This is a genomic window from Stenotrophomonas sp. YJH_SMC_32, from assembly GCF_059369975.1.
The window spans coordinates 112,352-130,535 of record NZ_JCAFTE010000007.1 but is presented as its reverse complement, the minus strand read 5'-3'; the positions used below and the strand labels follow the sequence as shown (position 1 = coordinate 130,535).

At 67.2% G+C, this 18,184-nt stretch carries 19 protein-coding genes and 1 tRNA gene; 7 read left to right on the top strand and 13 right to left on the bottom strand.

The features are described from left to right. Nucleotides 1-152: 152 nt before the first annotated feature. Complete coding sequence (locus AC5P7S_RS11510) at nt 153-1,229, bottom strand: MBL fold metallo-hydrolase (RefSeq protein ID WP_095377705.1); 1,077 nt, start codon at nt 1,227-1,229, stop codon at nt 153-155. A 104-nt stretch (nt 1,230-1,333) separates the two neighbouring features. Between AC5P7S_RS11510 and AC5P7S_RS11505 the strand changes: the two genes are divergently transcribed. Further along, entirely contained in the window at nt 1,334-1,945 is a 612-nt protein-coding gene (locus AC5P7S_RS11505; RefSeq protein ID WP_005416287.1) for a TetR/AcrR family transcriptional regulator, read from the top strand. Here AC5P7S_RS11505 and AC5P7S_RS11500 read toward each other — a convergent pair. Together AC5P7S_RS11500 and AC5P7S_RS11495 are read right to left on the bottom strand one after the other, a co-directional pair. Next, nucleotides 1,942-3,888: an EAL domain-containing protein gene (locus tag AC5P7S_RS11500; RefSeq protein WP_095377704.1), complete on the bottom strand. Its 1,947-nt coding sequence runs from the start codon at nt 3,886-3,888 to the stop codon at nt 1,942-1,944. The genes AC5P7S_RS11505 and AC5P7S_RS11500 overlap by 4 nt on opposite strands. 96 nt (nt 3,889-3,984) lie before the next feature. Continuing rightward, nucleotides 3,985-4,701: an SDR family NAD(P)-dependent oxidoreductase gene (locus tag AC5P7S_RS11495; RefSeq protein ID WP_095377703.1), complete on the bottom strand. Its 717-nt coding sequence runs from the start codon at nt 4,699-4,701 to the stop codon at nt 3,985-3,987. A gap of 278 nt (nt 4,702-4,979) precedes the next feature. Here AC5P7S_RS11495 and AC5P7S_RS11490 point away from each other — a divergent pair, with 278 nt between their 5' ends. Continuing rightward, the gene (locus AC5P7S_RS11490) at nt 4,980-5,783 is read left to right on the top strand and encodes an APH(3')-II family aminoglycoside O-phosphotransferase (RefSeq protein ID WP_095377702.1); all 804 of its coding nucleotides are present in this window, start codon (nt 4,980-4,982) and stop codon (nt 5,781-5,783) included. Here AC5P7S_RS11490 and AC5P7S_RS11485 read toward each other — a convergent pair. After that, nucleotides 5,756-6,181 carry a DoxX family protein gene (locus AC5P7S_RS11485; RefSeq protein WP_095377701.1) on the bottom strand — a complete coding sequence of 142 codons (426 nt, stop codon included), beginning with the start codon at nt 6,179-6,181 and terminating at the stop codon, nt 5,756-5,758. The genes AC5P7S_RS11490 and AC5P7S_RS11485 overlap by 28 nt on opposite strands. Nucleotides 6,182-6,326: 145 nt before the next feature. On the opposite strand from AC5P7S_RS11485, the gene AC5P7S_RS11480 reads away from it, so the two are divergent. The 3 genes from AC5P7S_RS11480 (at nt 6,327) to AC5P7S_RS11470 (ending at nt 9,052) form a co-directional block, all read left to right on the top strand. Continuing rightward, complete coding sequence (locus AC5P7S_RS11480; protein WP_095377748.1) at nt 6,327-6,917, top strand: TetR/AcrR family transcriptional regulator; 591 nt, start codon at nt 6,327-6,329, stop codon at nt 6,915-6,917. Further along, complete coding sequence (locus AC5P7S_RS11475; RefSeq protein ID WP_095377700.1) at nt 6,914-7,948, top strand: heparan-alpha-glucosaminide N-acetyltransferase domain-containing protein; 1,035 nt, start codon at nt 6,914-6,916, stop codon at nt 7,946-7,948. Before AC5P7S_RS11480 ends, AC5P7S_RS11475 begins: the two co-directional genes overlap by 4 nt. Nucleotides 7,949-8,047: 99 nt before the next feature. Next, nucleotides 8,048-9,052, top strand: coding sequence for an aminoglycoside phosphotransferase family protein (locus AC5P7S_RS11470; protein WP_005416294.1), 1,005 nt, complete (start codon nt 8,048-8,050; stop codon nt 9,050-9,052). Between the two features lie 118 nt (nt 9,053-9,170). Here the strand turns inward: AC5P7S_RS11470 and AC5P7S_RS11465 are convergent, their stop codons facing one another. The 7 genes from AC5P7S_RS11465 to amaB form a co-directional block, all read right to left on the bottom strand. Further along, complete coding sequence (locus tag AC5P7S_RS11465) at nt 9,171-10,058, bottom strand: DMT family transporter (RefSeq protein WP_095377699.1); 888 nt, start codon at nt 10,056-10,058, stop codon at nt 9,171-9,173. A gap of 29 nt (nt 10,059-10,087) precedes the next feature. Then, a complete protein-coding gene (gene murB / locus AC5P7S_RS11460) occupies nt 10,088-11,149 on the bottom strand; it encodes a UDP-N-acetylmuramate dehydrogenase (protein WP_005416296.1) in 1,062 nt (353 codons plus the stop codon). Nucleotides 11,150-11,157: 8 nt separating this feature from the next. After that, a complete protein-coding gene (locus AC5P7S_RS11455; protein WP_095377698.1) occupies nt 11,158-12,213 on the bottom strand; it encodes a quinone-dependent dihydroorotate dehydrogenase in 1,056 nt (351 codons plus the stop codon). Between the two features lie 8 nt (nt 12,214-12,221). Then, on the bottom strand, nt 12,222-12,992 hold the full coding sequence (locus AC5P7S_RS11450; protein ID WP_095377697.1) for a class I SAM-dependent methyltransferase: 771 nt from the start codon (nt 12,990-12,992) through the stop codon (nt 12,222-12,224). Between the two features lie 4 nt (nt 12,993-12,996). Then, on the bottom strand, nt 12,997-13,281 hold the full coding sequence (locus tag AC5P7S_RS11445) for a DUF4190 domain-containing protein (protein WP_005416299.1): 285 nt from the start codon (nt 13,279-13,281) through the stop codon (nt 12,997-12,999). Between the two features lie 160 nt (nt 13,282-13,441). Beyond that, complete coding sequence (locus AC5P7S_RS11440) at nt 13,442-14,281, bottom strand: SDR family NAD(P)-dependent oxidoreductase (RefSeq protein WP_095377696.1); 840 nt, start codon at nt 14,279-14,281, stop codon at nt 13,442-13,444. Continuing rightward, nucleotides 14,281-15,813, bottom strand: a complete 1,533-nt coding sequence (gene amaB / locus AC5P7S_RS11435) for an L-piperidine-6-carboxylate dehydrogenase (RefSeq protein ID WP_005416301.1) — start codon at nt 15,811-15,813, stop codon at nt 14,281-14,283. Before amaB ends, AC5P7S_RS11440 begins: the two co-directional genes overlap by 1 nt. 183 nt (nt 15,814-15,996) lie before the next feature. Here amaB and AC5P7S_RS11430 point away from each other — a divergent pair. Further along, nucleotides 15,997-16,073: transfer RNA gene (locus tag AC5P7S_RS11430), tRNA-Arg, on the top strand. A gap of 78 nt (nt 16,074-16,151) precedes the next feature. Then, nucleotides 16,152-16,616, top strand: coding sequence for a GNAT family N-acetyltransferase (locus AC5P7S_RS11425; RefSeq protein ID WP_095377695.1), 465 nt, complete (start codon nt 16,152-16,154; stop codon nt 16,614-16,616). 26 nt (nt 16,617-16,642) lie between these two features. Here the strand turns inward: AC5P7S_RS11425 and AC5P7S_RS11420 are convergent, their stop codons facing one another. Together AC5P7S_RS11420 and AC5P7S_RS11415 are read right to left on the bottom strand one after the other, a co-directional pair. Further along, nucleotides 16,643-17,002 (bottom strand): response regulator, encoded by a 360-nt coding sequence (locus tag AC5P7S_RS11420; RefSeq protein WP_049413819.1) that lies wholly within the window; start codon nt 17,000-17,002, stop codon nt 16,643-16,645. Then, entirely contained in the window at nt 16,992-18,155 is a 1,164-nt protein-coding gene (locus AC5P7S_RS11415) for a two-component system sensor histidine kinase NtrB (protein ID WP_428993464.1), read from the bottom strand. Before AC5P7S_RS11415 ends, AC5P7S_RS11420 begins: the two co-directional genes overlap by 11 nt. Between the last annotated feature and the right edge of the window lie 29 nt (nt 18,156-18,184).

The following is an 18,184-nucleotide window of genomic DNA, read 5'->3' as shown; positions in this document are numbered from 1 at the left end:
CGCAGGTTCGGCCGGAATCGGGCGAACGCTACGCTAGCAAGGGATGTAATCGGTTACATGACGCACTGCAGCGGCGCAGACCGTTTCTGTGGTCGACGCAGCCGAGCAGGGCTCGGCTCTACATGGTTCCCGGCAGGTCAAGCGCCCGCCTGTTACAGCTCCACCGTCTCCCACCAGCGCGTACCCGCCTGCGGCGCCTGCATGTCCAGCGCTTCGCCCATCATCGGCGTGGCCACCGGTACATTTTTTGCGGCCGCCAATGCGGTGATGCGCTCGAACGGCTGCTGCCATGCGTGCAGGGCCAGGTCGAAGGTGCCGTTGTGGATCGGCAGCAGCCACTTGCCGCGCAGGTCCAGGTGCGCCTGCAGGGTCTGTTCCGGCTGCATGTGCACGAATGCCCAGCGTGGATCATAGGCGCCGGTCTCGATCATGGTCAGGTCGAACGGACCGTATTTCTCGCCGATGGCCTTGAAGCCGTCGAAGTAGCCGGTGTCGCCGCTGAAGAAAATGCGGAAGTCACCGTCCTGGATCACCCATGAAGCCCACAGGCTGCGGTCGCTGTCACCCAGCCCGCGGCCGGAGAAGTGCTGGCCCGGGGTCGCGGTCAGGCGCAGGCCGTTGGCTTCGGTGGATTGCCACCAGTCCAGCTGCTCGACCTTGCGCGCATCCACCCCCCACGCGATCAGCTGGTCGCCGACGCCGAGCGGTGCAATGAAGCGCGCGGTCTTGCCGGCCAGCTGCATGACCGCGGCATGGTCCAGGTGGTCATAGTGGTTGTGCGAGAGGATCACACCGGCGATCGGCGGCAGCGCGTCGATGCTGATCGGCGGTGCATGGAAGCGTGCGGGCCCCATCCACTGCACCGGCGAGGCGCGCTCGGAAAACACCGGATCGGTCAGCCAGTACTGGCCACGCAGCTTCAGCAGGATCGTGGAGTGCCCCAGCCGGAACAGGCTGCGATCCGGTGCGGCGTCCAGCGTGGCGCGGTCCAGCGGCTTCACCGGAATCGGATTCGCGGGCACGGTGCCCTTGGGCTTGTTGAACAGGAACGTCCACCAGATCTCCGCGCCGTCGCGCAGGCCCATCGCCGGACGGGGCAGGGCATTGCGGAACTTGCCATCACGGTACTGCGGCGAATCGGGGAAGTCGGGAAGGGACCAGGATTTGCAGAAGGTGTAGGCGGTCACGGCGAGGATTCCGAGCAGGAGGACAAGGAGCAGGCGCTTCATGGGTGACGTCCGCTGGGTACACTGCACAGTGTAGTTTCGTGTTTTTCAAAAGTACACTGTCGAGTGTAAAATGGAGGCATACGTTCAGTTATCCGGTTCCCGCCATGTCCCGTCCCCCGCAACGCCTGACCGACCGCAAACGTGACGCCATCGTGCGCGCGGCGGTGGAGGAGTTCCGTGCATCGGGCTATGAGGCGACCAGCATGGACCGCATCGCCGAGGCGGCGGGGGTCTCCAAGCGCACCGTCTACAACCATTTCCCGAGCAAGGAAGCGCTGTTCTCGATGATCCTGGAGGAGCTGTGGGAGCGCAGCGTGGCCAGCGACGCACTGCCATACCGCGCCGACCAGCCGCTGCAGACGCAGTTGCTGCAGTTGCTGGGCCAGAAGCTGGACCTGCTCAGCGATGGGAATTTCATCGATCTGGCGCGGGTCGCGATGGCCGAGATCATCCATTCACCGGAGCGCGCGCAGGCCATCGTCTGCCGCATGGGCGAGAAGGAAAGTGGCGAGAGTGCCTGGATCCGCGCAGCAATTGCCGATGGCCGTCTGCGCGAGGTGGATCCGGACTTTGCCGGCCACCAGTTGCACGGGCTGGTGAAGAGCTTCGCGTTCTGGCCGCAGGTCACGATGGGGCAGCCACCGTTGACCGCGCAGGAACGTGCGCGCGTGGCCGAATCGGCGGTGGCGATGTTCCTGGGGTTCTACGCGGTCTAGCTGGCTGCGAAGCGACGGAACTCGTCGGCCGGCAGTGCCGCCGAGTACAGGTAGCCCTGGCCGACATCCACCCCGAGTGCGCGCAGCTTCTGTTCCTGGGCGAGGGTCTCGGTACCCTCGGCCACCACGATCGCGCCGCAGCGGTGCGCGACCTCGACGATGAAGCGAACGATCGACTGTGACTTGGCGTCGGACAGCGTGGCGATCAGTGCCTGCTCGATCTTGACCTCGGCGATGGCCAGCTGCGAAAGCAGGATCAGGGTTGAATAGCCGGCGCCGAAATCATCCAGCGACAGGGTGACCCCGGCTGCCAGCAGCTGTGCGATGTTGGCATCGACCACGTCGCGCTCGACGATTTCGGTCCATTCGACGATCTCCAGGCGCAGCATCGCACCGGGGATGTCATGCAGCTGCAGCAGCTCCTGCAGGCGCAGGCCGAAGTCGTGCAGGCGCAGCGATTCGGCTGAAACATTGACTGCAATTGTCAGCGCCGCGCCGTCCCGCCGGCAGTGCTGCAGGAAGTGCACCGCCGACCGCAGCGTGGCCCATTCCAGGTCTGCCAGCCGCCCCTGCCGGCGCAGCAGCGAGATCACCCGCATCGGGGCAATCGGCCGGCCTTCGCCGTCGCGCATGCGCAGCAGTGCTTCGGCGCCGACCAGTTGGCGATCCTGCAGGCGATGCTTGGGCTGGTAGCACAGCGGCGCATTGCCCTGCTGCAGCCAGTGCTCAAGGGCAACCTCGATCAGGGCGTCGATCTCGCTGTCGCGCTGGATCGGGTCATCGAAGAACACCACGCCCGACTCGATCGCGCTCAGTGCCACGGTGATGGCGCGGAACGGAAGATGTCCTTCGTCGGCATCAGCAGGGGGCTTCAATTCAACCACTGCACAGCGGAACAGCGGCCGGAAGCCCGGCCAATCGCGGCCGACCCGATCGGCCAGGTTGCTGGCCAGCTCGGTGATCTGCGGTTGCGTGCGCAGTGTGGACAAGGTCAGGCCGCGCACCAGGATCGCCAGCGCGGCATCGCCGAACTGGTAGATCTCCAGCTGCGCAGCCGGCAGCGACGGCAGCAACCGATGCACTTCCTCGGTGCTGTCGCGCTGCCACAGGCCGTTGTCCTGCAACGGCCCGTAGCGCAGGCGCAGATCGCGCAGGTTGCCCATCTCGGCCACGATCAGGCAGGCCTTGCCGGTGCCGTCGTTATCCCGCCAGTACTGCTGCAGGCGTTCACCGAGCGCACGCATGTTGGGCAGCCCGCTGATCGGATCGATGCGTAGCCAGGCCTGTTCGCGCTGGCGTTGCGCATCGATCTGGGCATCGTTGTAGACCAGCGCGAACACGGCGCCGAGCACGAGCAGCGAGACCGGCAGTGCCAGTGCGCGCTGGATCGCCAGCTCGGCCACCGGCAGTTGATCGGCGCCAATGATCGCCACACCCAGCGCCAAACCCAGAGCGGTTACCCCGATACGCACGCCCCAGGCCTGCAGGATCATGCGCGGCGAGAGCTCGTTGAGCATGCGCGGGTACAGGTGCCTGCGCAGCCAGACGCCGGCCACCATCTGCAACACGGCCTCAAGGCTGGCAGGCAGGAAGAACGGGATACCGGCGAACTGGTAGCGGGCCAGCAGGGCGGCGGTCAGGCAGGCCAGGCCCCCGCGCCATCCGCCCAGCAGGCCACTGACCAGCAGGATGTCGAAGCCGAGGTGCAGCTTGACCACACCCTGGGAATAACGGGCCACGAACCAGGAATTGAACAGGTAGATCAGGCCCAGCGCTACGCCGACATACAGGCGACGGCCTTCAATGGCGTGCCCGGCGCGACGGGTGGCGATCAGCAGTACGCCGATCATGCCGATCACTGCCGTGGCCTGCAGCAGATACAGCGGCAGGCTGGGCAGGGCGCTGTCCAGGACCTGGGTCGAGACCCGTGAAAGCGCATCCATAGCAGGTTCCCGCCTGTGACCGACGGCCAGTGACGAGCAGGGTAAACCACGACCGCGCGCGCGGCCACTGAGCGTGCTCTGCGGCGGCCGGCAAGGTCAGTAGCGCGGGTCGGCGATGGCGGGCAGCACCAGTTCGCGCACGAAGCCGGAGGATGACAGCTGCAACAGGGCGCTTACCATGGCCACGACATCGTGGACCGGCACCTGCTCACCGTCGCCGCGCGCTGCGGCCTCGGCCACCGGCACCGACAAGGCGTCGTCGGTGTTGAGGTAGCCCAACTGCAGGCTGGTCACCGCCAGCCGGCGATCGCGGAAGCCTTCGCGCAGCGCATCGGCGATGCCGTTGAGGGCGAACTTCGAGGCGCCGAACGCCACTTCCGGGCGGCCACTGCGAGGCAGGGCCGAGGTCGAACCGGTCAGCACCAGCTGCGGGCGCGCTGCGCCCAGTACGCGGGGCAGCAGGCGTTGCAGCAGTACAAGGGTCGCGGTGATGTTGACGTCGACCAGCGTCGTGAGTGCAGCGTCGCTTTCATCGAGGAAGGCGTACTCGCCGCTGAAGGCCTTGTCTTCCCAGATACCCAGGTTGTGGATCAGCACATCGATATCGGCCGGTGCCTGCGCTGCGATGTGGTCGGCAGCCACGGTCGGCCGGGACAGGTCTGCTTCGATCCATTGCAGGGTGACGCCGTCAGCGCAGGCGATGCCGCACGGGCGGTTGCGCGAGACACCAATCACAGTGTCACCCGTGGCACAGAGGCCTTCCACGAACGCGCGGCCCAGGCCCTTGCTGGCGCCGATGACCATCAGTTTCATGTTGCTTCCTCGTTGTACTGCGGCAGCCACGATCGGCTGCCAGAACGGTGCTCCACTTGGCGAACGCGCGCAGGCCGCCGCGTTCGGCGGTAAGGGTCGAGGCCGTGTCGTCGAACTGGCACCGGTACCGTGGCAGCAGCCGTCGCTGCTGCAGGCGCTGGGACGCAGTGGCCGCCGACGGCCCGGTCAGCTCGCTCAGGCTGCCTCCCGCACGGGGGGCGATGTGCGCCAGGATGAGCGAGAATGCGTAGGGTCACCGGCAACAGGAATCTCCTGGCATGGACGAGCACAACGCCACCCCTGATGGCATGCCGCTGCCGTTGGCGTGGCAGAAAGCGTTGGCCGACGCGCGCATCGAGCGGCAGTCGATGGGTGTTTCGCGGGCCGACGTTGCCCGCGTGCTGCGGCCAGGTAGACCCGACGCCTTCCTCAAGTCGGAACTGATCGATGCCTTCAGTGAGCTGGGCGATGAGATCGCGCGCCTGCGCTGGCTCCAGGCACAGGGACAACCGGCGCCAACGGTGATTGCCACGGCCGAAGAAGCGGGCCGGCACTGGTTGCTGATGAGCGCGCTGCCTGGCCGCGATCTGGCTTCGTCGCCGGAACTCGCGCCGCAGCAACGGGTGGAGATACTGGCCGACGCGCTGCGCGGGCTGCATGCCTTGCCGGTAGCAGCCTGTCCGTTCGATCAGCGGCTGGCCTCGCGCCTGCCGGCCGCGCAGGCACGGGTCGAGGCGGGGCGCGTGGACGCCGATGACTTCGATGACGAACGCCTGGGACAGAGTCCACAGCAGGTCTTCGCCCAACTGTGCAGCACCCGTCCCGATCATGAAGATCTGGTGGTCAGTCATGGCGATGCCTGCCTTCCGAATCTGATGGTGGCCGAGGGGCGTTTCAGCGGTTTCATCGACTGTGGGCGGCTGGGCGTGGCCGACCGTTACCAGGACCTGGCGCTGGCCGCGCGCAGCCTGGTCCACAACTTCGGTGATACGCGTTGGGTCACGCCGTTGTTCCAACGCTACGGCGCTGTAGCCGACGAGCGCCGGTTGGCGTTCTACCGGCTGCTCGACGAGTTCTTCTGAGCCCGCGCGCGGCTGGCGATGGCCGCGCAGATCAGCCCACCGATCACGCTCAGGTGTTCCAGTGCGAAGAACAGGGCCAGCTGCCGTTCCGCGCCGTGCTTGGTCCAGAAGGCATGCACGATGGCGATGGTCAGCAGCATGAACACCGCCAGCGCGCCGCTGCCCAGCCAGAGCAGGCGATCAAGCAGCAGGCACAGTGAGCCACCCAGCAGCACCACGGCGCTGGCGAGGTTGAACAGCACAGGCGGTTGCAGCCCGGCCGCCTGCATTTCGGCCACGCTGTTGTCCCACGCCAGCAGCTTGGCCAGACCCGATGACAGGAACACCACGGCCAGCAGCAGTCGGGCCAGGAACCACAGCACGCGGCTGTCGAGCAGGGCGGTGATCATCCGCGGCATGAAGTCTCTCCGGGTTGGGCTTGGAACGGGCCGCGCAGCATCGGGCCTCAACCGCAGTTGAGGTCAAGGGCCGGCTGAACGGAACTCGCTGGTTGGCCGGGTTGCCATCTTCCAGTTGGACGAACGTTCGTTCATTATTGGCGCCATGAACCGAGCCGACCGCAACGCGCAACGCAACGCGCAGATCCTGCAGGCCGCCCTGCAGTGCTTCCTCGCCAAGGGATTCCACCAGACCAGCATGCGTGACATCGCGCAGGCGGCCGACGTCAGCCTGGGCAATCTCTACAACCACTTCCCTGGCAAGGAAGCGATCATCCTTGCAGTGGCCGTGGCCGAGAGCGAGGAATTGGCGCCGTTGCTGCAGCGGCTGGCCGTGGCCGACGGTGATCGCACGCAGGTGCTGGCGTTCCTGCAGGACTTCCACGCGCTGTGCAGCCATCCGGAATGGGCGACGCTCGCCGTCGAAGTGCTGGCCGAGAGCGCACGCAATCGGGCCGTGGCCGAGGCATTTGCGGCCAATCGCAGGCAGTTGCAGGCTGTGCTGGCCGAAGCGCTGCAGCAGGTGGCACAGCGTGAACGTCGGCGTCCCGTGCTGGCCCCGGCACTGCAGGCGCAGGTGCTGCTGGATGCCATCGAAAGCGATGCGCTGCGTCGCGGGCTGGGCGAAGCCGGTGGCGCCGATGAGGCTCCGCTGGACCCTGGCCTGCTCGCGCTGCTGCTCGGTGCACGCGCATGAGCGCGGTTGAGCGGCGATTGCACGGCCTCGATCTGGCACGGTATCTGGCGCTTGCAGGCATGGTGCTGGTCAATTTCCGCCTGGCGATGGCCGTGCCGGCAGAGGGTCAGGGTTGGCTGGCCGGCTTCTTCCATCTGCTGGAAGGCAAGGCCTCTGCGACCTTCGTCACCCTGGCCGGACTTGGCCTGGTACTGGCCACACAGCGCCTTGGCTGGATGCCGGCCGGCGCGCAGACCTGGCGGCGCGCGCTGTTCCTGCTGGTACTGGGCCTGCTCAACCTGACCCTGTTCCCGGCCGACATCCTGCACTACTACGCGGTGTACTTCGCGCTGGCGGTGCTGTGGCTGCGTGCGTCGTCACGGGTGCTGCTGGCCAGCATCGCCGGCCTGGCGGCCGGGTCGTTCTGGGCACTGCTGCACTGGAATTACAGCCAGGGCTGGAACTGGCAGACGCTGGAGTATGCCGGTCTCTGGCAGTGGCCGGGTGCCGCGCGCAACCTGTTGTTCAACGGCTTCCATCCCTTGCTGCCCTGGATGTGCTTCTTCCTGCTGGGCATGCTGCTGGCGCGCCTGCCGTTGTCACAAGCGCGGGTGCAGCGTGCGTTGCTGCTGGTGGGCCTGCTGCTGATCGGCGCAGGCCAGGCCGTGCAGCACCTTGCACAGGGAACGCCCTGGCAGCCGTGGCTGGGAACGCAGCCGATGCCGCCGGGACCGGCCTACGTGTTGACCGGTGCGGGCGCAGCCTGCAGCGCGATTGCCGCGTGCCTCTGGATCAGCCGCCGGTATCCGGGGGATTGGCTGGAACCGCTGACTGCAGCAGGGCGAATGACCCTGACCCTCTACGTCGGCCACATCCTGCTGGGCATGGGTACGCTGGAATGGTTGGGGCTGCTCGATGGCAGCGCGTCGCTACCGACCGTGCTGCTGTGGGCGCTGTTGTTCCTGATGCTGGCCACGGGCGCAGCGTGGCTCTGGTCGTGGCGGTTCACCCGGGGGCCATTGGAAGCGGTGATGCGTCGCGTCGCCGGCTAGCACGTTGGTCGCGCAGGCACGATGTTGTGACGGACATGTCTGTGTCGTGGCGGGCACATCTGCGATAGTTGTCGCAGATAACACTTTCCGCTTGCATCCATGTCATCCGCTTCGGCGCAGCATCTCGGCGAAGTCCTCCAGCAATCCTATGGCATCACCGCGACCGCCGTGGTGCCACGCCCGGTTGGCGCCGATGCCAACGCCAGCGTGTATCGCATCGATGCACGGCGCGGGCAGTGGTGGTTGAAATGCCGCAGTTATCAGGTGGCCCCTGCCGTCTGGGACACCCTGCATTGGCTGCGCGGCACGCTGGGTATCGAGGAGATCGTTGCGCCCTGGCCGGCGTTGACCGGCGGGGCATCGGTGCAGCGCTGGGGCCTGCAGTTCACCCTGTTCCCGTATGTGGAAGGCCAGTCCGGTTTCGAGGCGGCATTGAGCCGCACGCAATGGCAACGGTTGGGCGAGGTGCTGCGGCGCCTGCACGAGGCGTGCCCGCCACCGGCGCTGCAGGAAGCGCTGCCAAGCATCCGGATGGAAACCGCGGCGCTTGATACCGTCGGGCAGTGGCTGGCCGGCGAAGGCCTGGCGGCTGCCAAGGATGGGCTGGGCCGTGCCTTCGTTTCCGTCTGGGACCAGCAGCACGCGCGCATCGCGGCGCTGCACGCGCAGGCACTGCAGCTGCACGCGGCGTTGCAGGATGTGCCGGTGCGGCTGCACCTGTGCCACACCGACCTTCATGCCGGCAATCTGCTGATGGGCAATGACGGTGGCCTGCATCTGATCGACTGGGATGGCCTGTCGCTGGCACCGCGCGAGCGCGACCTGATGTTCATCGGTGGCGCTGTCGGCGGGCGCTGGGGCCGCGAGAACCCGTTGGGATTCGAGGAGGGCTATGGCAGCGACCGCGGCGACCCTCGCTGGATTGCCTGGTACCGTCACTGGCGCATCCTGCAGGACCTGATCGAGTTCCAGCAGGTCCTGCTGGGCAGCGATGGGGAGGACCGGTCGCCGCAGCTGCGCCGGCAGTCGCTGCATTTCCTCAGCGAACAGTTCGCACCGGGCAATGTGTTCGACGCGGCCGAGCGGGTGTATCGCGCGCTGTAGATCCACGCCATGCGTGGATGAACCCTGCGCGCTCAGTCAACGGTGGAGGCGCGAAGAGCAGCCGAGCGTAGGCTCGGCTCTACAGAGGAGTGCAGCGTCATCCACGCGTGGCGCGGATCTACTCGGCGGGCTTCGCCGCTGATGAGGCGGCTGCGCTGGCGGCGCGGCGCGACAGCACGGCCTCGCGGTGGGCAATGTAGGCGTTGGCGGCGAGGATGATGCCGGCGCCGATGATCGTCCAGCGGTCCACGCTTTCGTTGAACAGCAGCCAGCCGAACAGCGTCACCAGCGGCAGCTGCAGGAAGCTGATCGGGGTCAGCGCCGAGACTTCACCCAGGCGCAGCGCCCGCGTCCACAACAGCTGGCCGATGGTGCCGAGCACGCCGGTGGCCAGCAGCCACAGCCAGGCCATGCCGCTCGGCCAGACCCAGACGAACAGCGCCGGAACCAGCGACAGCGGCACCCAGAACACGTAGGTGTAGAGCACCACGGTATCGGCGCTGTCGACGCGGGTGAGCTGCTTGATCTGGATCGCCACCAGCGAACTGAGCACCGCGGCGGCCACGGCGACCAGGCTGCCCGCGGTGAAGCCGGCGGTACCGGGTCGCACGATCACCAGCACACCGATGAAGCCGACCACGACCGCGGCCCAGCGGCGCACGCGCACGGTTTCACCCAGCCACAGCACGGCGGCAATCGTGACGAACAGTGGCGTGGAGTACGACAGCGACACCGCCTGCGCCAACGGCAGGTGGCCCAGCGCCCAGAACGCGCACAGCATCGAGCCCAGGCCGATCGCACTGCGCACGAAATAGCGCGGCAGCTGCTGTGTCTTCAGCGGCGCGTGGCCGGGCCGCAGCAGCATCGGCAGCAACGCCAGCAGGCCGAAGGCATTGCGGAAGAACGCCACTTCCTGGGTTGGCACGTACCGGGTGGCGTAGCGGATCGCGACCGCCATCAGGCCGAATGCCATCGTGCTGCCAAGCATCAGCAGCGCCGCCCGCATCGGGGCGCTTGGGGAAAGGGCGGGGGTGTTCACCACTGTGCGCCGAGCAGGCGGGGCTCCGGTTCGATCGGCACACCGAACTTCTCCAGCACCGAGGCCGAAATGCGGCGCGCCAGCGCCAGCAGTTCAGCGCCGCTGGCATTGCCGTGGTTGACCAGCACCAGCGCGTGGCTTGGCGCCACGCCGGCATCACCTTCGCGGAAGCCCTTCCAGCCGCAGGACTCGATCATCCATGCCGCCGAGACCTTGCGCTTGTCATCCTGCTCGGCCGGGAACACCGGCAGGTCGGGGAAGTGCTGCAGCAGCACGTCGACCTGTTCCAGCGGCAGCACCGGGTTCTTGAAGAAGCTGCCGGCGTTGCCCAGTACATCCGGGTCGGGCAGCTTGCGGCGGCGGATCGCGATCACGGCATTGGCCACGTCCACTGCGCTCGGCAGCTCCACGCCCTGTGCCTGCAGTTCCTCGCGGATGCCGGCGTAGTCCATGCGCAGATCGTGCAGCAGTGGCAGCTTCAGTTCGATGGCGGTGATCAGGTAGCGATCGGGTTGCTGCTTGAACACGCTGTCGCGGTAGGCGAAGCCACACTGTTCGTTGTCGAGCCGCACCCAGGCCTGCTCCTGGCAGTCCCACGCTTCGACCGCCTGGATGAACTCGCCGACCTGCGCGCCATAGGCACCGATGTTCTGGATCGGCGCGGCACCGGCCGTGCCGGGAATCAGGGCCAGGTTTTCGAGGCCAGACAGGCCTTCCTGCAGCGACCACATCACCAGGCCATGCCACGGCACGCCGGCACCGGCACGGATCACCGCATGGTCGGCGCGGTGTTCAAGGAAACTGATGTCACGGTTGCCGAACACCAGCACGGTGCCGGGCAGGTCCTCGGCGATCAGAACGTTGCTGCCGCTGCCCAGCACCAGCAGCGGGCCGCTGGCCACCTCGGGCAATGCCAGCACGTCCGGCAGCAGCGCGGCATCGTGCAGTTCCAGCAGCTGCGCGGCGCTGGCCTGCACATGGAAGGTATTCAGCGCCTGCAGCGGCGCATTGCGGGTGAGCGTCCAGCGCAGCGGGGCGTTGCCGTCGATGGTATCCATGGGCGCGCTCACAGCGGGGCCACCGCGCCGCGGCTCGGCGCTTCACGGCGGCGACGGATCGCCTCCACGCATTCGGAAACCAGCGCCGGTCCACGGAAGATCAGGCCGCTGTAGCACTGCACCAGTGCGGCACCGGCCGCCATCTTGGCTACCGCATCGGCGCCGGACAGGATGCCGCCGACACCGACCAGCGGCACCGATTCGGGCAGGCGCGAACGCAGGCGGCGCAGCACCAGCGTGGACTGCTCCAGCACCGGTGCACCGGACAGGCCGCCAGCCTCATTGGCCAGCGGATCGCCGGCCACCCTGCTGTGGTCGATGGTGGTGTTGGTGGCGATCACGCCGTCCACCTGCAGTTCGCCCAGCACGCGGGCGGCGGCGTCGATATCGCGTTCGCTGAGGTCCGGCGCCACCTTCACCAGCATCGGCACGCGTCGGCCGTGCCGGGCAGCAAGGTCTTCCTGGCGGTCGCGCAGCTGGCTGACCAGCTGGCGCAGCGCGGTCTCTTCCTGCAGCTCACGCAGGCCTGCGGTGTTGGGCGAGGAGATGTTGACGGTGATGTAATCGGCCAGCGGGTAGACCTTGTCCAGGCAGGCGATGTAATCGTCCACGGCCTGTTCGTTGGGGGTGTCCTTGTTCTTGCCGATGTTGATGCCGAGCAGGCCGCGGCGGTTGCGCGCGCGCTCGACGTTGCGCACCAGCGCATCCACGCCCGCATTGTTGAAGCCCATGCGGTTGATGATGGCGTTGTGTTCCGGCAGGCGGAACAGGCGCGGTTGCGGATTGCCGGCCTGCGGGCGCGGGGTGATGGTGCCGATTTCGACGAAGCCGAAGCCGAGCGCGAACAGTGCATCGATGTGCTCGCCGTTCTTGTCCAGGCCGGCGGCCAGGCCGACCGGATTGGGGAAGGTCAGCCCGAACACCGTGCTGGGCATCGGCGCGATGCGTGCGGCCAGCAGCGGCGTGGTGCCGGTGCGATAGGCCAGGTCCAGTGCGGACAGGCCGAGGCCGTGGGCGCGCTCGGCGTCGAGCGAGAACAGGAAGGGGCGGGCAAGCGAATACATGCGTCGGTTCAGTCCAGCGTGCCGAGGAAGGCTCGGGTTCGATATTCAAAAGCGACCTGGCCGTCCACCGCATGGGCGGCGAACAGGTCCTGCAAAGCGTCGATCATCGGCGCGTGGCGGGGATGACCGGATTGGGGTGCGTAGGAGGAGGACAGCAGGCGCCCGCGCAGGGCGTCGAAGTCCAGATGCTGCACGTTCGGCAGCTCTACCCTGCCGCGCAGGCCGGGGCCGAACCAGGCCTGCATGGTGGCATCGTCCTGGTAGCGCTCGGCCACAGCGGTGTAGTCGGTGCCATAGTCCAGCAGCAACTGTTCGTAGCCGATCAGGAACGGGCTGGCATCGAGCAGGCGCGAGTTCCAGTAGATCAGTGCCTGGCCACCGGAGCGCAGGATGCGCTGCCACTCGGCGCGCACCGCCACGGTGTCGAACCAGTGAAAGGCCTGCGCGACGCTGACCAGATCGATGCTGGCATCGTCCAGTGTGGTGGCCTCGGCGCGGCCGTCCACCGCACGGAACTGCGGGTACTGCGGTGCCAGCCACTGTTCGGCGGCGGCGCGCATCGCAGCGTTGGGCTCGACCGCCACCAGCGGATGACCGCTGGCGAGAAACGGACGGCTGGAGATGCCGGTGCCGGCGCCGATGTCGGCGACACGGGCCTGGTGGCTGACGCCCATCGGGCCGTGCAGCCAGTCCAGCAGTGCGGGCGGGTAGTCGGGCCGGTAGCGGACGTAGTCGGCGACGCGGCTGCTGAAGCGTTCAGTGCTGTCGGAGGCGGTCATGGCGTCAGTTCGACACCGCCGCCAGCCATGCCAGGCCGCCGAAGAACAGGATGAAGACCAGGACGGCGGCAAGCACGGCGCCGACCATGACCCAGCCCAGCACCAGGCCGGTAACGGCCAGGCCGTCGCCTTCCAGTTCATGCGGGCGGCGGCGGATCTCGGCGCGGGCCATGTGGCCGGTGATGATGGCGACGATGCTGGCCACGAAGGGCAGGACGGTCCAGCTGGCGATGCCCATGACCAGGCTGACCACGGCCAGGGCGCTTGTCTGTCGGGGTGCCACGCTCATCGGGTCCTCCTTGGCAGTATGCACATGATAGTGCCTCTGCCCGGGCAATCCCATGGGCAGTGCCCTGTAGAGCCGAGCCCATGCTCGGCTGCCCCCTTGGGCTCATGCGGGATCGACCGCGTCTTGCGTGCAAGCCGAGCATGGGCTCGGCTCTACAAATTCAGCCCATCAACACCTGGCCGCCATCCACGTTGAGCACGCTGCCGGTAACCCAGCGCGCCAGTGGCGAGCACAGGAACAGGGCGGCGTCGGCGATCTCACGCGGGTGGCCAAAGCGACCGAACGGGATCTTCGCCAGGGTGCCGTGGTACAGAGCTGGATCCTCGACGCGGCGACGGTCCCAGAGCCCGTCATCGAACTCGATCGAGCCCGGTGCGATGGCGTTGACCCGGATCCGGTCCTTGGCCAGCGCCAGCGCCTGCGAGGTGGTGTAGTGCGAAAGCGCGGCCTTGGCAGCGGCGTAGGGCGCGCCGCCGGGACGCGGCTGCTGCGCGGCAATCGACGACAGGTTGAGGATGCAGGCATCGCTGGATGCGCGCAGCCAGGGCAGGGCCAGGCGTGAGGCACGCACCGCCGCCATCAGGTCGATCTGCAGGCTCGCGGCCCAGCCCTCCTCATTGTCGGCCATGCCGTAGCCGGTGGCATTGTTGACCAGCACATCGATGCCGCCGAGGGCATCGGCGGCGGCCTGCAGCCAGGCCTGGATCTGGCCGGGATCGGCCAGATCGGTGGAAAACGCATGCAATGGCGTGCCCTGCGCCTGTGCATCGGTGCGCAGGGCCTCCAGTCCGGCCTGGCCGCGCGCGCAGACCGAGACCTGCGCGCCGGCACCAGCAAAGGCCAGTGCCATTTCACGACCAATGCCCTTGCTGCCGCCAGCAATGAGCACGCGGCGGCCGCTGAAATCGAGGATCGGAGCCCCTGCGGGGATCCGACCCTGGGCATGGCTCAGATCCCCGGAGGGGCTCTGACCCACAGACGTGTCTGCGTCGTTTGCCATCACAGGTCGAACTTGATGCCCTGCGCCAGCGGCAGCGAATCCGAATAGTTGATGGTGTTGGTCTGGCGGCGCATGTAGACCTTCCAGGCATCCGAACCGGACTCGCGGCCACCGCCGGTGTCCTTCTCGCCACCGAAGGCGCCGCCGATCTCCGCACCGGACGTGCCGATGTTGATGTTGGCGATGCCGCAGTCGCTGCCGGCGGCCGACAGGAACTTCTCGGCGGTCTTCAGGTTCTGGGTGAAGATCGAGGACGACAGGCCCTGGGGCACGCCGTTCTGCATGTCGATGGCTTCGTCGAGGGTGTCGTACGGCATCACGTACAGGATCGGTGCGAAGGTCTCGTGCTGGACCACCGCGTCGCTGTTCTTCAGGCCCGTGACGATTGCAGGCAGCACGAAGTTGCCGGCGCGGTCGATGCGGGTGCCGCCGGTCTCGATGGTGCCGCCGGCCGCCTTGGCCTGGGCAATGGCATCGAGGAACTGCTGCACGGCGCCTTCGCTGTTCAGCGGGCCCATCAGGTTGGCGGCATCGGTCGGATCGCCGATCTTGCCTTCCACCTGCTTGTAGGCCTTGACCAGGGTGGCCAGCACGTCGGCGTAGATCGAGCGGTGCACGATCAGGCGGCGGGTGGTGGTGCAACGCTGGCCGGCAGTGCCGACCGCACCGAACACGATGCCCGGCACGGCCAGCTTGAGGTCGGCGGTTTCGTCCAGGATGATCGCGTTGTTGCCGCCCAGTTCCAGCAGGCAGCGGCCGAGGCGGCGTGCGACCTTCTCGTTGACGGTGCGGCCGACCTGGGTCGAGCCGGTGAAGCTGATCAGCGGCACGCGGCGGTCATCTACCATCTTTTCCGACAGCGCGGTGCCGGCATCGTTGATCAGGAAGAAGATGTCCGGGAAGCCCGCTTCGCGCAGGGCATCGTTGCAGATCTTCAGCGAGGCGATGGCGGTCAGCGGCGTCTTGTTGGACGGCTTCCAGATGCACACGTCGCCACAGATCGCCGCCAGGAACGAGTTCCAGCTCCACACCGCGACCGGGAAGTTGAAGGCCGAGATGATGCCGACCAGGCCCAGCGGGTGGTACTGCTCGTACATGCGGTGGCCGGGGCGCTCGGAATGCATGGTGTAGCCGTACAGCATGCGGCTCTGGCCCACGGCGAAATCGGCGATGTCGATCATCTCCTGCACCTCGCCATCGCCTTCCGGCTTGCTCTTGCCCATTTCCAGGGCAACCAGCGAACCCAGAGCGTCCTTGTGCCTGCGCAGCGCTTCGCCGCACAGGCGCACGGCTTCACCGCGGCGCGGCGCCGGCGTGGTACGCCAGACCTTGAAGGCTTCCTGGGCGCGGGCGACGACGGTCTCGTACTCGGCCTCAGTGGTGGCGCGGACCTGCGCGATCGGCTCGCCGGTGGTCGGGTTGACCGGGGTGATCAGCTCACCGCTGGTCGCGCTCGACCACTCCCCGTTGCCCAGGTACGTGCCAGCGTTGATCGCGTCCAGGCCAAGGGACTTGAGCAGCTCGGAAGACATGCAGACTCCTGTGTTTCGTTACGTTGTTTGGCGCCATCGCGGGCAGGTGGGGGACGCGATGAACTGAATCGCCGATGGTAGCAGAGCGTCCCGTCCGGCCATGGTGCAACGCGCCAGGGGAACCGGGTGGAACATGAATGCTTGGAGGGCAGGGCACGTTGGCTGTAAACTTCCCGGCTGCATGGCCCCGTAGCTCAGCTGGATAGAGCGTCCCCCTCCTAAGGGGAAGGTCGCCCGTTCGAATCGGGCCGGGGTCACCATGTTCGCGGCGCCACGTCCGCGCGCTGCCCGCGAGGCCACTCGTATATGCTGGCGCCTCACCCTGCGATCCGGCCGCCATGGACCACCGCCTGCAGCCCGTGCAACCCCACGACTACGCGCTCATCGCCGGGTGGCTGGATTCGGCCGCAGCCACGTTGCGCTGGGCCGGGCCGGGCGTGCCCTATCCACTGCCACCCGATCAGTTCGAGAACGTATTGCAGCTGCGCGAACGCCCGGGATGGCTGCTGCTGGCAGAAAACGGCATGCGCGTGGGTTTCGGCCAGGCCTGGCGCACCCAGCCGGGTACGATGCATCTGGGCCGTCTGCTGGTTGCCCCGCAGGCGCGGGGCTGCGGTCTCGGGCGGAGGTTGGTACACGCGCTGATCGAGCAGGCGTTCCAGTCTGATGCCGCTGAACGGCTGACCTTGCGGGTCTATCGGGACAATGCCGCCGCAGTTGCGTTGTACCGGACCCTCGGCTTCGAGCCGGTGGACACTGCATCCACGCCGGCGCTGCTGTTCATGCAGCGGGCCCGGCGCTGAGCCTGGCCACGCAGGCCGGTACGCCTTCAGTCCTGCTTGAGCAGTTCAACCAGCTGGCGCAAGCGATAGGGCTTGGGCAGGAACTCCACCTGCTCCGGAAGCGGCGGCAGCTGCGAACGCGCATAGCCGGAGGACAGGATCATGCGTGCATGCGGCTGCTCACGCGCGACGTGCTCGCTGAGTTCGATGCCGGACATGCCGTTGGGCATGCTGACATCGCTGAACACCACATCGAAGCGTGCGTCGCCCTTCAGCAACGCAGCGGCTTCATGCCCGTCGGCGGTGGTGGACACCTCGATGCCGAAATCGCGCAGGGCCATGCCGATCATCTCGCGCAGATCGTTCTGGTCCTCCACCATCAGTACGCGGATCGGGTCATCGGTCATGGGTAAATTCCTCGGTTGCGGGTAGCAGCAGGCTGACCGTGGTGCCGACACCGGGCGTGGTGGACACGTCGACGAAGCCGCCGCTCTGGGTAGTGAATCCGAACACCTGGCTCAGGCCCAGGCCGCTGCCCTTGCCGATGTCCTTGGTGGTGAAGAAGGGCTCGCTGGCCCGCTCGGCGATGTCGGCGGCCATGCCGTGGCCTTCGTCGCAGACGCTGAGGGTGACATAGCCGCGTTGCAGCGTGGTGTCCGCATCCGGGTCGAGGCGATGTTCCAACGCGGTGCCGATCAGGATGCGGCCGCCATCGGCGGTGGCCTCCACGGCATTGGCCACCAGGTTCGCCAGGGCGGTCTGGAGCTGCATCGCATCGGTGCTCACCAGCGGCAGGCCCGGGGTGAGATGGGCTTCCAGTACCGCCGTGGGCGGGCAGGCGCGTTGCAGGTCCGGCAGCCACTGCCGTACCAGCGCATTGATGTCCACCGATTCCCGGATCAGGGTCTGGCCGGTGCTGAAGGCCAGCAGCTGGCGGGTCAGCAGCGCGCCGCGGTCGGTGGCTGCCTGCGCGGCATCCAGCAGCTCGGCTGCGCGTGCATCGTCACTGCTGACACGCAGCGACAGCAGGTCAAGGGCGTTGCCGATGGTGGTCAGCAGGTTGTTGAACTCATGTGAGAGGCCGCGACTGAGCCGGCCGACCGTCTCGAACTGCTGCGTATTGCGCAGCGCACGCTGGGCATCGCGCAGCAGCCGCTGCGCCTGCCAGTGCTCGGTGATGTCACGGGTGATCTTGACGAAGCCGAGCAGTTCGCCGGCTTCGACGACCGGCTCGATGACCACGCTTGCGCGGAACGACGAGCCATCGCGGCGAACGCGCCAGCCCTCACTGGCGACATGGCCCTGCTGCGCTGCGACGCGAAGCAGGCGCTGCGGTTCGCCGGTCTCGCGGTCGGCGGGCAGGTAGAAGCGGCTGAAGTGCGATCCCACCACTTCATCGGCTGAATAGCCTTTGATACGTTCAGCGCCCGGGTTCCAGCTGCACACGATGCCTTCAGGATCAAGCAGGTACAGCGCATGGTCGCGCACGCTGTCAATCAACAGTCGCAGTTGTCGGGAAGGGTCCGTCAGCACGGACGTCGTAGAAGCGGCTGCGTCCACGTGTAAATAAGTGTTACCCCTGTGAGGGA

What these genes read in the sequence shown, in the direction of transcription:
- AC5P7S_RS11470 (WP_005416294.1), top strand. Translation starts at nt 8,048, where the DNA reads ATGTCATCCGCTTCGGCGCAGCATCTCGGCGAAGTCCTCCAGCAATCC.
- AC5P7S_RS11440 (WP_095377696.1), bottom strand. Translation starts at nt 14,281, where the DNA reads ATGGCAAACGACGCAGACACGTCTGTGGGTCAGAGCCCCTCCGGGGAT.
- murB (WP_005416296.1), bottom strand. Translation starts at nt 11,149, where the DNA reads ATGGATACCATCGACGGCAACGCCCCGCTGCGCTGGACGCTCACCCGC.
- AC5P7S_RS11490 (WP_095377702.1), top strand. Translation starts at nt 4,980, where the DNA reads ATGGACGAGCACAACGCCACCCCTGATGGCATGCCGCTGCCGTTGGCG.
- AC5P7S_RS11450 (WP_095377697.1), bottom strand. Translation starts at nt 12,992, where the DNA reads ATGACCGCCTCCGACAGCACTGAACGCTTCAGCAGCCGCGTCGCCGAC.
- AC5P7S_RS11500 (WP_095377704.1), bottom strand. Translation starts at nt 3,888, where the DNA reads ATGGATGCGCTTTCACGGGTCTCGACCCAGGTCCTGGACAGCGCCCTG.
- AC5P7S_RS11475 (WP_095377700.1), top strand. Translation starts at nt 6,914, where the DNA reads ATGAGCGCGGTTGAGCGGCGATTGCACGGCCTCGATCTGGCACGGTAT.
- AC5P7S_RS11425 (WP_095377695.1), top strand. Translation starts at nt 16,152, where the DNA reads ATGGACCACCGCCTGCAGCCCGTGCAACCCCACGACTACGCGCTCATC.
- AC5P7S_RS11495 (WP_095377703.1), bottom strand. Translation starts at nt 4,701, where the DNA reads ATGAAACTGATGGTCATCGGCGCCAGCAAGGGCCTGGGCCGCGCGTTC.
- AC5P7S_RS11420 (WP_049413819.1), bottom strand. Translation starts at nt 17,002, where the DNA reads ATGACCGATGACCCGATCCGCGTACTGATGGTGGAGGACCAGAACGAT.
- AC5P7S_RS11455 (WP_095377698.1), bottom strand. Translation starts at nt 12,213, where the DNA reads ATGTATTCGCTTGCCCGCCCCTTCCTGTTCTCGCTCGACGCCGAGCGC.
- AC5P7S_RS11485 (WP_095377701.1), bottom strand. Translation starts at nt 6,181, where the DNA reads ATGCCGCGGATGATCACCGCCCTGCTCGACAGCCGCGTGCTGTGGTTC.
- AC5P7S_RS11445 (WP_005416299.1), bottom strand. Translation starts at nt 13,281, where the DNA reads ATGAGCGTGGCACCCCGACAGACAAGCGCCCTGGCCGTGGTCAGCCTG.
- AC5P7S_RS11505 (WP_005416287.1), top strand. Translation starts at nt 1,334, where the DNA reads ATGTCCCGTCCCCCGCAACGCCTGACCGACCGCAAACGTGACGCCATC.
- AC5P7S_RS11510 (WP_095377705.1), bottom strand. Translation starts at nt 1,229, where the DNA reads ATGAAGCGCCTGCTCCTTGTCCTCCTGCTCGGAATCCTCGCCGTGACC.
- amaB (WP_005416301.1), bottom strand. Translation starts at nt 15,813, where the DNA reads ATGTCTTCCGAGCTGCTCAAGTCCCTTGGCCTGGACGCGATCAACGCT.
- AC5P7S_RS11480 (WP_095377748.1), top strand. Translation starts at nt 6,327, where the DNA reads ATGAACCGAGCCGACCGCAACGCGCAACGCAACGCGCAGATCCTGCAG.
- AC5P7S_RS11465 (WP_095377699.1), bottom strand. Translation starts at nt 10,058, where the DNA reads ATGCGGGCGGCGCTGCTGATGCTTGGCAGCACGATGGCATTCGGCCTG.